Genomic DNA, 12,188 nt, shown 5'->3' on the forward strand with positions numbered 1-12,188 from the left:
CAGATTCAAGACCGACAAGAGAGGATTCGATGACTTACACCGCTGCCGAAAACCGCTATGACGCCATCCCTTACCGCCGCGTGGGCCGCAGCGGTCTGGTGCTGCCGGCGCTGTCGCTGGGCCTGTGGCACAACTTCGGCGACAGCACGCCGATCGACACTCAGCGCGCGCTGTTGCGCACGGCATTCGACCTGGGCATCAACCATTTCGACCTGGCCAACAACTATGGCCCGCCGTATGGCAGCGCCGAGATCAACTTCGGTCGTTTGCTGCGTGAAGACTTCAAGCAGTACCGCGACGAACTGATCATCTCCAGCAAGGCCGGTTGGGACATGTGGCCCGGTCCTTACGGTCAGGGCGGCGGTTCGCGCAAGTACGTGCTGGCCAGCCTCGACCAGAGTCTTCAGCGTCTGGGCGTGGACTACGTCGATATCTTCTATTCCCACCGATTCGATCCGGACACCCCACTGGAAGAAACCGCCAGCGCACTCGCGACAGCGGTGCAACAGGGCAAGGCGCTGTACATCGGCATTTCGTCATATTCCGGGGTGAAAACCCGTGAAATGGCCGCGTTGCTCAAGGAATGGAAAGTCCCGTTGCTGATCCATCAACCGGCCTACAACCTGCTCAATCGCTGGGTGGAAGAAGACCTGCTGGATACCACTGACGAACTCGGCACTGGCGTGATTGCCTTCACTCCACTGGCCCAAGGCTTGCTGACTGACAAATACCTCAACGGCGTGCCGGCGGATGCGCGGGTCAATCGTCCGGGCGGTGGCTCGTTGCAGGCATCGCACTTGTCTGATGCCAACATCGCACATGTTCGTGGGCTCAACGAAATTGCCAGGCGTCGCGGTCAGAGCCTGGCTCAACTGGCGCTGGCGTGGACCCTGCGTGATCCACGGGTGACTTCGGCATTGATTGGCGCGAGCCGGCCGGAGCAGATCATCGAGAACGTCGGGGCGTTGAAGAATTTGAACTTCAGCGCAGAGGAACTGGCGGAGATAGATCGATTTGCCAAAGAGGGTGGGATCAATCTTTGGGAGAAGCCTTCGACTGCGGAGTAAGTGATCGGCACTGGATTTTTGGTGCCTGTTCCGGCCTCTTCGCGAGCAAGCCCGCTCCCACAGGTTGGTGGTCGACACAAATCCCATGTGGGAGCGGGCTTGCTCGCGAAGGGGCCAAGACAATCAGTAAAGAGTTTGGAGTTCAACGAAAAAACGGCACATCCCCCAACACCGTCGCCCGCTGCATCACCCGCCGCGCCGGCCGGTAATCATCCACCGCGTAATGCTGGGTTACGCGGTTATCCCAGAACGCGATGTCATCCTGCTGCCAGCGCCAGCGAATGGTGAATTCCGGCCGCGTGGCATGGGCAAACAAAAACTTCAGAATCGCCTCGCTTTCCGTATCCGACAACTCGTTGATCTTCGAAGTGAAGCCTTCGTTGACGAACAACGAGCGCCGCCCGCTCACCGGATGCGTGCGGATCACCGGGTGCGACAGCGGCGGATTCTTGCGTCGTGCTTCTTCCCATTGGGCCAGCGCTTCGGGCGTGTTGCCATAGCGCTCCAGCGGGAACGAACGGGTGAAATCGTGGGTGGCGGTCAACCCTTCGAGCAAGGTTTTCATCGGCACCGACAGGGCTTCATACGCCGCAATCCCGCTGGCCCACAATGTATCGCCGCCAAACTCCGGCAGCAGCTTGGCGCTGAGCACCGCACCCATCGCCGGAGTCGGCAGGAAGGTCACGTCGGTGTGCCAGATCGCGTTATCGCGTACGTCGGTGACGGCGGTATCGAGGATCAGCACTTCCGGTTGTTCCGGCACGTTGGGGTAGATCGGATGAATGTGCAGGTCGCCGAAATTGGCAGCGAACCGTGCTTGTTGCTGCGGTGTGATCGGCTGGTCGCGAAAGAACAGGACCTGATGCTTGAGCAGGGCCTGCTCGATGGCGTCGCGTTGTTCCGCGCTCAGCGGCTGGCTGATATCGACGCCGTTGATTTGCGCGCCGAGGGCCGAGCTTAAAGGGGTGATGGTCAACTCGCTCATGGTGTTTCTCTTGAATTCGGGTGCGCTTTTTGTGGGAGCGGGCTTGCTCGCGAAAGCGGTGTGTCAGTCTCAATAAAGTCGTCTGACACTCTGCATTCGCGAGCAAGCCCGCTCCCACATTTATGATTTCAGTGGGCCTGGCCGTGCCACGGCACCAGTTTGCGTTGCAGGGCACGCAGGCCCATTTCCATCGCGAAGGCGATCAGTGCGATCACCAGAATCCCCAGTACCACCACATCGGTGACCAGGAACTGCGCGGCTGACTGCACCATGAAACCCAGACCGCTGGTGGCGGCGATCAATTCGGCGGCAACCAGCGTCGACCAACCCACACCGAGGCCAATGCGCACACCGGTCAAGATATCCGGCAAGGCACTCGGCAAAATCACGTGGCGTATCAGCTGCGCCCGGGTCGCACCCAAGGACTGTGCGGCACGCAATTTGGCCGGATCGACCGTGCGCACACCGGTGGCGGTGGCAATGGCAATCGGGGCGAAGATCGCCAGGTAGATCAGCAGCACTTTCGACAACTCGCCGATGCCGCACCAGATCACGATCAGTGGCAGGTAGGCCAGCGGCGGAATCGGCCGGTAGAACTCGATCAGCGGGTCGAGTACACCACGGGCGATACGGTTGGCGCCGATGGCGATTCCCACCGGCACGGCGGTGAGAATCGCAAAACCGAGGCCCAGGCCGATGCGGCCCAGACTCGCGCCGAGGTGCTGCCACAGGGTTGAATCCATATAACCCGTGGTCGCCAGCAGCCAGCCTTTTTGCAGCACGGCGGAAGGTGGCGGCAGGAACAGCGGCTCGATCAAACCGGTCGCCGTTACGGCCCACCAAATGGCAACGAGCGCGGCCAGTGTCAGCGCGCTGATCCAGCGAGTGCTCAAGCTGCGTCGTATCGCAGGCACGGCAGTGCCTGGTTTTATCGCCGCGACGGGAATTTCGTAACTGCTCATGCGCGCTCCTGCCGCTGGGCGGCGCTGCGTTGGGAGAACACTTTGGCGAGTACGTGTTCGCGGGTTTCGATAAAACGCGGGTCGGATTTGATCGAGCGAGCCGACTCACCAGCGGCGTAACGCTGACCGAAATCGAGGCTCAGGCGCTCGACGATTTGCCCCGGGTTCGGCGCCAACAGAATCAGGTCGGTGGCGAGGAATACAGCTTCTTCGATGTCGTGGGTAATCAGGAACACTGGTTTGGCGGTGCGTTGCCAGACTTGCAGCAACAGTTCCTGCATCTGCTCGCGGGTGAAGGCGTCGAGGGCGCCGAAAGGCTCGTCCATCAGCAACACGCGCGGGTCGGCGGCGAGGGCACGGGCCAGGCCGACACGCTGCTTCTGGCCGCCCGAGAGCTGCCAGATGCGGCGCTGTTCAAAACCGGAAAGATCGACCAGAGCGAGCATTTCCCTGGCGCGAGCTTCGCGTTTGTCCCGGGCGATACCGGCCAGCTCAAGACCGAAACCGACATTGGCCAACACGTCCTGCCATGGCAGCAGCGCGTCGTCCTGGAACACCACGCCGCGCTCGGCGCTCGGGCCTTTGACTGGTACACCATCGAGGGTGATGCGCCCGGCGCTGGGTTCGACAAAACCGGCAATCAGGTTCAACAGCGAAGTCTTGCCACTGCCGGACGGGCCGAGGGCGACCAGCAACTGCCGGGGCCCCAGGCTCAGGGAGATATCCGTCAACACCGGTTCCGGGTTGCCGGGGTACTGTGCGCTGATGCGCTCCAGCTGTAGCAAGGCCATCGCATTGACTCCCGATCAGTTGGTGATGAACTTGGCGCTGACGTACGGCGCGTAGTCCGGCAGCACAGCCTCGACCTTGCCTTGTTCCTTGAGGAACGCAGCGGTGTCGGTGATGGCTTTGGTGGTCGGTGCGCCGAGAGTGATCACCTGATCAGCCGCCAGCGGGTAAACGTTGCCTTGCAGCAGCAGCGGAATATCGCTGGCCTTGGCGCCGGACAGTTTTACAAGCTTGTCGACGTTGCCCTGGTTGGCGAGCCAGGCCTGCGGGTCCTTGCGGTAATCGGCGTAGGCATCGAGAGTTACTTTGGCGAACGCGGTGACGATCTCCGGGTGTTTCTCGGCGAAATCCTTGCGCACGATCCAGGCATCGAACGTCGGTGCGCCGAACTTGGCCAGCTCGCCAGAGGTGATCAGCACTTTGCCGTTTTCCTTGGCGACACCGAGGGCCGGGTCCCAGACGTAAGTGGCGTCGATGTCACCGCGTTTCCAGGCGGCAATGATCGCAGGTGGCGCCAGGTTGAGAACGGTGACTTTCGACGGGTCGATGTTCCAGTGCTTCAGCGCAGCCAACAGGCTGTAATGGCCGGTGGAAACGAAGGGTACGGCGATCTTCTTGCCGATCAGGTCTTGCGGGGTCTTGATCCCGGAACCATCGCGGGCAACCAAGGCTTCAGCGGCGCCGATCTGGGTGGCGATGAGGAAAGTTTCTACCGGGACTTTGCGAGTGATTGCAGCGGTCAGGGGGCTGGAACCGAGGTAGCCGATCTGCACGTCGCCGGAGGCAATGGCGGCGATGATATCGGCACCGTTGTCGAATTTGCGCCAGCTGATATCGGCCTTGGTGGCTTTTTCGTAGGCGCCGTCGGCCTGGGCGACTTTCGCCGGGTCAACGGTGGTCTGGTAGGCGACGGTGACACCGGCCGCCTGGGCAAAGAAACTTGCGGTAGCCAAAGAAGCGGCCGCCAGCAAGCGTAGAGGGAAAGTCAGTTTCATCAGAAAGCTCCTTGTCAGGCGACCGAGTGTCGGCGTGAGAAAGAGACTAAATGATCTAAGAATTCGAAAATAAATAACTTTTTCGAATTAGCTTATGAGAGGAAAACTCTGGGGGAGCGCAGCCGATCATTCCCTTTGTGGGAGCGGGCTTGCTCGCGAAAGCGGTATGTCAGTCACAGTAAAGTCGCCTGACACTCTGCATTCGCGAGCAAGCCCGCTCCCACACAGGAACCTGTGTTTGACGCTTAGTTGCTGATTGCCAGAATGCTCGCCTGGTACGCCCCGACAAACACATCGAAATCACCGACTTCGTTCTGTTCCAGCTCAGCCTGTTGAGCCAGTGACGAACGCGCCAGTTCTTCAAACCGGGTTTGCTCCTCGGCTGCCAACGGCTCACTGCGGAAGAACTCGGCATGGGCCTGGCTCTGGCGCAGGGAGAACTGGGCAAAGCTCTCCTTGTGCTCGGCCATGACCGCCAATACCTGGGCCGACGGCGTCAGGGACGGGTCCTGGACCTTGGCCATCTGGGCATCCAGCGCTTTGCTGTGGGCATCGCCGCCATGGCTCTGGTCGAGCATCGCCGCCAGAGGCGCGATTTTTTCCAGCAGCTCACCCGCCCATTCCTTCAGGTCAACCGGCTGGCCGTCGCGCTGCAATTGCAGGCCCGGACGGCGACCTTCCTTGACCACGCTGAGGAAGTTCGAGGTCGCGTTGCCGCAGCTGGTGTTGGTCAGCAGCGGGCTGTCATTGAGCGCGCAATACAGCAGGAACGCATCGAGGAAACGCGCCTCGGTGAGGTCGATGCCCATCGGCAGGAACGGGTTGATGTCCAGGCAGCGTACTTCGACGTACTGGATGCCACGGGCCATCAGCGCCTGGATAGGGCGTTCACCGGTGTAGGTCACGCGTTTCGGGCGGATGTTGGAGTAGTACTCGTTTTCGATCTGCAGGATGTTGGTGTTGAGCTGTACCCACTCGCCATCCTGGTGGGTGCCGACTTCGACGTACGGTGCATACGGCGTGGCCACCGCTTTGCGCAGGCTGTCGGTGTAGCTGTTCAGATCGTTGTAGCACGGCGTCAGGCCGGCCTGGGCGTTGCTCTGGTAACCCAGGTCGCTCATGCGCAGGCTGGTGGCGTACGGCAGGTACAAGGTGTGCGGGTCCAGTTGTTCCAACTGGTGCGAACGACCCCGCAGGAATCCGGCGTCCAGCGCAGGTGAAGCACCGAACAGGTACATCAGCAGCCAGCTGTAGCGGCGGAAGTTGCGGATCAGCGCGATGTAGGACGACGACTGAAAATCGCGGTCGGTGCCGACAAAGCCTTCGGCCTGCTTGAGCAACGGCCAGAGTTTTTCCGGCAGGGAAAAGTTGTAGTGGATGCCGGCAATGCACTGCATGGTCTTGCCGTAACGCAGCGCCAGGCCTTTGCGGTACACGTACTTGAGCTGCCCGATATTCGACGTGCCGTAATAGGCGATCGGGATGTCTTCCTCGGCCGGCAACGGGCACGGCATCGATGGGCTCCACAGGTACTCATTGCCGAGCTTGCTGTAGGCAAAGCGGTGAATCCTGTCCAGGCTCGCCAACGTATCCGCCGGGTCAGGCAGGGCCGGAGTGATGAACTCCAGCAGCGACTCGGAATAGTCGGTGGTGATCTGTTCGTTGGTCAGCGCGGAACCCAATTCTTCCGGGTGCGGCGTTTGCGCAAGGCGACCTTCGCCGGTCACGCGCAGGCATTCACGTTCGATGCCGTGAAGGCACTGTTCGAGCAGAGAGAGGTTAGCGCGCTCGCCGAGCAGAGCCAGGCGGCGGTTGAGAAGTTCGCTCAAGTTGGATTCCTTCACGCGTCAGTCGCCCCAATATGGGGGTGGGCAAGACGGTCTACAAGGGTGAAGTTAAAACTGGCGTTTTCGCCTGGTTTTGGAACTCGCCGCAATCAATGTGGGAGCGGGCTTGCTCGCGAAGGGGTCGTGTCAGTCGATAGAGATGTCAACTGACAGACTGCATTCGCGAGCAAGCCCGCTCCCACAGGTTGCGTTCTGCTGAAATTAACTCAATTTGATGACGACTAGCTACAGGACAGCGAACGTGCCTTGCGCTTTTGCGACCAGTTTGTCGCCCTGCATCACATCAGCCTCGACCACCAATGTGCGGCGACCCGGGTGGATCACCCGCGCCGTGCACATCACCTCGCCGTCAGAGACAGCGCGGATGTAGTTGATCTTGCACTCGATGGTTGCGCTCTGCTGGTCAAAGCCGTGGGTGCTGGAACAGGCCAGCCCCATGGCAATGTCCACCAGGCTGAACAAGGCCCCGCCGTGCAGCTTGCCGCCGCGATTGCGCAGCTCTGGCTCAAGCGCCAGGGCGACTTGCGCCACCCCGGTTTCCAGGCTGTGCAAGCGGCAACCCAGCAGCTTGAAAAATGCGCTTTCGGTCAGCCCGGCGGGAATGTCCATCAGCGTTTCTTCAACTGCTTGGCGTTGGCGAACAGCGAAGCCATGGCATTGTTGCTTGGTGCGGCCGCGGTGGTTTCCTTGCGCGGTGCAGTGTTCTGGGATTGGCGTGGCGCCGATCCCGGACGCGCGCCGCGAGCGCCGTCGATTTTCTCGCCCGGGGTGTCGCTCATGCGCATCGACAGGCCCACGCGTTTACGCGGGATGTCGACTTCCATGACCTTCACCTTGACCACGTCACCGGCCTTCACCGCTTCGCGTGGGTCCTTGATGAACTTCTCCGAAAGCGCAGAGATATGCACCAACCCGTCCTGATGCACGCCGATATCAACGAAAGCACCGAAGTTGGTCACGTTGGTCACCACGCCTTCGAGGATCATGCCCAGTTGCAAGTCCTTGAGGTCTTCGACGCCTTCCTGGAACTCGGCGGTCTTGAACTCGGGACGCGGGTCGCGACCTGGCTTGTCCAGCTCCTGGAGAATGTCGGTGACAGTCGGAAGACCGAAGGTTTCGTCGGTGAATTTCTTCGGATCAAGGCGCTTGAGGAAACCGCTGTCGCCGATCAGTGAGCGAATGTCGCGGTCGGTCTCGGCGGCGATGCGCTGAACCAGCGGATAGGCTTCCGGGTGTACCGCAGAGGCGTCCAGCGGGTTGTCGCCGTTCATCACGCGCAGGAATCCGGCGGCCTGTTCGAAGGTTTTTTCGCCCAGACGTGCGACTTTCTTCAGTGCGGCGCGGGTCTTGAACGCGCCGTGCTCGTCGCGGTGGCTGACGATGTTCTGCGCCAGGGTCGCATTGAGACCGGAAATGCGTGCCAGCAGCGCCACGGAAGCCGTGTTCACATCCACGCCGACGGCGTTCACACAGTCCTCGACCACCGCGTCCAGGCCACGGGCCAGTTTCAGTTGCGATACGTCGTGCTGGTACTGGCCGACGCCGATGGATTTCGGATCGATCTTCACCAGCTCGGCCAACGGGTCTTGCAGACGACGGGCAATCGATACCGCGCCACGAATCGACACGTCGAGGTCCGGGAATTCCTTGGAAGCCAGTTCCGACGCCGAGTAAACCGATGCACCGGCTTCGGAAACCATGACCTTGGTCATCTTCATGGCTGGATATTTTTTGATCAGTTCGGCGGCCAGTTTGTCGGTTTCGCGGCTGGCGGTGCCGTTGCCGATGGCGATCAGGTCCACCGAGTGCTTGGCGCACAGGGCGGCGAGTACGGCGATGGTCTGGTCCCACTTGTTGTGCGGCACGTGCGGGTAAACCGTGGCGTGATCCAGCAGCTTGCCGGTGGAATCAACCACGGCCACTTTGCACCCGGTACGCAGGCCAGGGTCGAGGCCCAAAGTGGCGCGCGGGCCGGCCGGGGCCGACAGCAGCAGGTCGTGCAGGTTGTGGGCGAATACGTTGATCGCTTCGGTTTCCGCGCCATCGCGCAGTTCGCCCAGCAGGTCGGTTTCCAGATGGGTGTAGAGCTTGACCTTCCAGGTCCAGCGCACCACTTCGCCCAGCCATTTGTCGGCGGCGCGGTTCTGGTTCTGGATGCCGACATGCTGGCCGATCATGCCTTCGCAGGGGTGCATGGTGCCCGGCAGTTCGTCGCCGACTTTCAGCGCGGAGCTGAGGATGCCTTCGTTGCGGCCACGGAAAATCGCCAGCGCGCGGTGCGACGGCATGCTTTTCAGCGGTTCGTCGTGTTCGAAGTAATCGCGGAACTTGGCGCCTTCCTCTTCCTTGCCGGCAATGACGCGGGCACTGAGGGTGGCTTCCTGCTTGAGGTAGTTGCGCAGCTTGTCGAGCAGGCCGGCGTCTTCGGCGAAGCGCTCCATCAGGATGTACTTGGCGCCTTCGAGGGCAGCCTTCACATCGGCCACGCCTTTTTCCGCGTCGATGAAGCGTGCGGCTTCGGTTTCCGGGTTCAGGGACGGATCGTTGAACAGGCCGTCGGCCAGTTCGCCGAGGCCGGCTTCCAGGGCGATCTGGCCCTTGGTGCGGCGCTTCTGCTTGTACGGCAGGTACAAGTCTTCGAGACGGGTCTTGGTGTCGGCGAGCTTGATGTCGCGTTCGAGTTGCGGGGTCAGCTTGCCTTGCTCTTCGATGCTGGCGAGGATGCTGATGCGCCGTTCGTCGAGTTCTCGCAGGTAGCGCAGGCGCTCTTCCAGATGACGCAATTGCGTATCGTCGAGGCTGCCGGTCACTTCTTTCCGGTAACGGGCGATGAAGGGAACGGTAGAGCCTTCATCGAGTAGCGCGACGGCCGCTTCGACCTGTTGTGGGCGTACGCCGAGTTCCTCGGCGATGCGGCTGTTGATGCTGTCCATAAAACCACCTGACAAATTGTGAAAGCAGGCTCGCAGGCGCGTAGTTTGGGCCTTTGCGAGTCTGGTTGAGCGGCCTGGCCAGCGCCGCTGCCTGGGTCAACAGGCATTGCGTTGACCCGTGAAATCGAACAATTACTGCTGACGCTATAAAAATAAATCGCGTCCGTCTGTAGTACCTGTCTGATGTTGCCTGACACAAAAGGCCGCGCATTATAACCAGCGTTACGGCATTCGGGGGCATCGCAGATGGCAGGTGTAATGGCCGGTTTCCTGGCGGTAAAGGAAAAATCTGCTAACAATGCACACGGTGCGTATAACGGCAGCTACGCCATAATGCGCGCCGAGATCAAAGGAGCATCCAATGAGCAGCACTGCAAACATTGCTGAAGGCGAAAAAATTCTTATTGTTGACGACGATCCGGGCCTCAGCAGCCTGTTGGAACGTTTTTTCGTCAGCAAGGGCTACCGCGCCCGCGCCGTACCGAACACTGAGCAAATGGACCGCCTGCTGGCGCGCGAAGTGTTCAACCTGGTCGTCCTCGACCTGATGTTGCCCGGCGAAGACGGCCTGACCGCCTGCCGCCGCCTGCGCAACGCGAACAATCAGATCCCGATCATCATGCTTACTGCCAAGGGCGATGAGCTGAGCCGTATCAAGGGCCTGGAACTGGGCGCCGACGATTACCTGGCCAAGCCGTTCAACCCGGATGAACTGATGGCCCGCGTCAAAGCGGTATTGCGTCGCCAGTCGGCTCCGGTGCCTGGCGCCCCGGGCAGCGAAGACGAAAGCGTGACCTTCGGTGACTACGAGCTGTCCCTGGCTACCCGCGAACTCAAGCGCGGCGAAGAAGTGCACATGCTCACCACCGGTGAGTTCGCAGTGCTCAAGGCCCTGGTGATGAACGCGCGTCAACCGCTGACCCGCGACAAACTGATGAACCTGGCCCGTGGTCGCGAGTGGGATGCCCTGGAGCGTTCCATTGATGTGCAGATTTCCCGTCTGCGCCGGATGATCGAACCCGATCCGTCCAAACCGCGTTACATCCAGACTGTCTGGGGCGTGGGTTACGTATTTGTTCCGGATGGTACCGCCACCAAGTGATTGGCGATTTGTAGGAGCGGGTCAGGCGGACAACGGATCAATCGATCCTGTCCGCAGACTCGCGATCCGCAATATGCGAGCATCGCTCGCTCCTGCAAGTGTTTAACGGTTATCCATGAAAACCCCCGTTTGGTTCCCCCAGAGTTTCTTCTCCCGCACCCTTTGGCTGGTGCTGATCGTCGTACTGTTCTCCAAGGCGCTGACCCTGGTTTATCTGCTGATGAACGAAGACGTGCTGGTGGACCGCCAGTACAGCCACGGCGTCGCCCTGACGCTACGCGCCTATTGGGCTGCCGATGAAGAAAACCGCGGCAAGATCGCCGAGGCCGCGACCCTGATCCGGGTGGTGGGTGCCGGCGTGCCGGAAGGTGAACAACACTGGCCTTACAGCGAGATCTACCAGCGGCAGATGCAGGCGGAGCTGGGTGCCGACACTGAAGTCCGGTTACGCATGCATTCGCCACCGGCGCTGTGGGTCCGGGCGCCAAGCCTGGGCGATGGCTGGCTGAAAGTACCGCTTTATCCCCATCCGTTGCGCGGCCAGAAAATCTGGAACGTGCTGGGCTGGTTCCTCGCGATTGGTCTGCTTTCCACCGCTTCGGCCTGGATCTTCGTCAGCCAGCTCAATCAACCTTTGAAACGTCTGGTGTATGCCGCACGGCAACTCGGCCAGGGTCGCAGCGTGCGGCTGCCAATCAGCGATACGCCGAGTGAGATGACCGAGGTTTACCGTGCCTTCAACCAGATGGCCGAAGACGTCGAACAGGCAGGTCGAGAGCGCGAGTTGATGCTGGCCGGGGTATCCCACGACTTGCGTACGCCGTTGACACGCTTGCGCCTGTCCCTGGAACTGATGGGCGATCGCACCGACCTGACCGACGACATGGTGCGTGACATCGAAGACATGGACGCCATTCTCGATCAGTTCCTGGCGTTCATTCGCGACGGGCGTGACGAATCGGTGGAGGAGGTTGACCTGAGCGACCTGGTTCGCGAAGTCGCCGCGCCGTACAACCAGACCGAAGAAAAAGTGCGATTGCGTCTGGAGCCTATCCAGCCGTTTCCGCTGCGTCGGGTATCGATGAAGCGGCTGTTGAACAACCTGATCGGCAACGCGCTGCATCATGCCGGCAGCGGAGTGGAAGTGGCGGCGTATGTCTCGGGCGACACCGCCGCGCCTTACGTGGTGCTGAGTGTCATGGACCGTGGCGCCGGTATTGATCCGTCGGAACTGGAAGCGATCTTCAACCCGTTCACCCGCGGTGACCGTGCCCGAGGTGGCAAGGGTACCGGGTTGGGGTTGGCAATTGTGAAGCGGATTGCTTCGATGCATGGCGGCAATGTTGAACTGCGTAACCGCTCGGGCGGTGGGCTGGAGGCGCGGGTGCGCTTGCCATTGGGGTTGATGTTGCCGCGGGATGCTGTTTAGCAAACACAGAGGCCTTTGTGGCGAGGGAGCTTGCTCCCGTTCGGCTGCGTAGCAGCCGCAAAACCAGGCAACCGTGATT

The 12,188-nt window shown here is 60.8% G+C and carries 10 protein-coding genes; 3 read left to right on the plus strand and 7 right to left on the minus strand.

What is annotated here, in order from left to right; translation table 11 throughout:
• The first annotated feature begins 29 nt into the window (after window positions 1-29).
• Entirely contained in the window at window positions 30-1,067 is a 1,038-nt protein-coding gene (mgrA, locus tag AC07XF_RS05000) for an L-glyceraldehyde 3-phosphate reductase (RefSeq protein WP_495025635.1), read from the plus strand.
• A gap of 142 nt (window positions 1,068-1,209) precedes the next feature.
• On the opposite strand, the gene tauD is transcribed toward mgrA, so the two are convergent.
• The 7 genes from tauD to AC07XF_RS05035 form a co-directional block, all read right to left on the minus strand.
• Entirely contained in the window at window positions 1,210-2,052 is an 843-nt protein-coding gene (tauD, locus tag AC07XF_RS05005; protein ID WP_495025636.1) for a taurine dioxygenase, read from the minus strand.
• A 128-nt stretch (window positions 2,053-2,180) separates the two neighbouring features.
• Window positions 2,181-3,014: a taurine ABC transporter permease TauC gene (gene tauC / locus AC07XF_RS05010; protein ID WP_495025637.1), complete on the minus strand. Its 834-nt coding sequence runs from the start codon at window positions 3,012-3,014 to the stop codon at window positions 2,181-2,183.
• Complete coding sequence (tauB, locus tag AC07XF_RS05015; RefSeq protein WP_495025638.1) at window positions 3,011-3,805, minus strand: taurine ABC transporter ATP-binding subunit; 795 nt, start codon at window positions 3,803-3,805, stop codon at window positions 3,011-3,013. The genes tauC and tauB overlap by 4 nt, the downstream gene beginning before the upstream one ends.
• Window positions 3,806-3,820: 15 nt before the next feature.
• Complete coding sequence (gene tauA, locus AC07XF_RS05020) at window positions 3,821-4,798, minus strand: taurine ABC transporter substrate-binding protein (protein WP_008003239.1); 978 nt, start codon at window positions 4,796-4,798, stop codon at window positions 3,821-3,823.
• Between the two features lie 245 nt (window positions 4,799-5,043).
• Window positions 5,044-6,627 carry a glutamate--cysteine ligase gene (gene gshA, locus AC07XF_RS05025; RefSeq protein WP_495025639.1) on the minus strand — a complete coding sequence of 528 codons (1,584 nt, stop codon included), beginning with the start codon at window positions 6,625-6,627 and terminating at the stop codon, window positions 5,044-5,046.
• 243 nt (window positions 6,628-6,870) lie between these two features.
• A complete protein-coding gene (locus tag AC07XF_RS05030) occupies window positions 6,871-7,254 on the minus strand; it encodes a PaaI family thioesterase (RefSeq protein ID WP_007972875.1) in 384 nt (127 codons plus the stop codon).
• Complete coding sequence (locus AC07XF_RS05035; protein WP_495025640.1) at window positions 7,254-9,578, minus strand: Tex family protein; 2,325 nt, start codon at window positions 9,576-9,578, stop codon at window positions 7,254-7,256. The genes AC07XF_RS05030 and AC07XF_RS05035 overlap by 1 nt, the downstream gene beginning before the upstream one ends.
• A 361-nt stretch (window positions 9,579-9,939) precedes the next feature.
• Here AC07XF_RS05035 and ompR point away from each other — a divergent pair, with 361 nt between their 5' ends.
• Window positions 9,940-10,680 carry an osmolarity response regulator transcription factor OmpR gene (ompR, locus tag AC07XF_RS05040; protein WP_008003231.1) on the plus strand — a complete coding sequence of 247 codons (741 nt, stop codon included), beginning with the start codon at window positions 9,940-9,942 and terminating at the stop codon, window positions 10,678-10,680.
• Window positions 10,681-10,795: 115 nt separating this feature from the next.
• Window positions 10,796-12,109, plus strand: a complete 1,314-nt coding sequence (locus AC07XF_RS05045; protein ID WP_007983159.1) for an ATP-binding protein — start codon at window positions 10,796-10,798, stop codon at window positions 12,107-12,109.
• The last annotated feature ends 79 nt before the right edge of the window (window positions 12,110-12,188 follow it).

The organism is Pseudomonas sp. GW821-FHT01C01, from assembly GCF_059422645.1.

What these genes read in the sequence shown, in the direction of transcription:
- mgrA (WP_495025635.1), top strand. Translation starts at nt 30, where the DNA reads ATGACTTACACCGCTGCCGAAAACCGCTATGACGCCATCCCTTACCGC.
- tauD (WP_495025636.1), bottom strand. Translation starts at nt 2,052, where the DNA reads ATGAGCGAGTTGACCATCACCCCTTTAAGCTCGGCCCTCGGCGCGCAA.
- tauC (WP_495025637.1), bottom strand. Translation starts at nt 3,014, where the DNA reads ATGAGCAGTTACGAAATTCCCGTCGCGGCGATAAAACCAGGCACTGCC.
- tauB (WP_495025638.1), bottom strand. Translation starts at nt 3,805, where the DNA reads ATGGCCTTGCTACAGCTGGAGCGCATCAGCGCACAGTACCCCGGCAAC.
- tauA (WP_008003239.1), bottom strand. Translation starts at nt 4,798, where the DNA reads ATGAAACTGACTTTCCCTCTACGCTTGCTGGCGGCCGCTTCTTTGGCT.
- AC07XF_RS05030 (WP_007972875.1), bottom strand. Translation starts at nt 7,254, where the DNA reads ATGGACATTCCCGCCGGGCTGACCGAAAGCGCATTTTTCAAGCTGCTG.
- AC07XF_RS05035 (WP_495025640.1), bottom strand. Translation starts at nt 9,578, where the DNA reads ATGGACAGCATCAACAGCCGCATCGCCGAGGAACTCGGCGTACGCCCA.
- ompR (WP_008003231.1), top strand. Translation starts at nt 9,940, where the DNA reads ATGAGCAGCACTGCAAACATTGCTGAAGGCGAAAAAATTCTTATTGTT.
- AC07XF_RS05045 (WP_007983159.1), top strand. Translation starts at nt 10,796, where the DNA reads ATGAAAACCCCCGTTTGGTTCCCCCAGAGTTTCTTCTCCCGCACCCTT.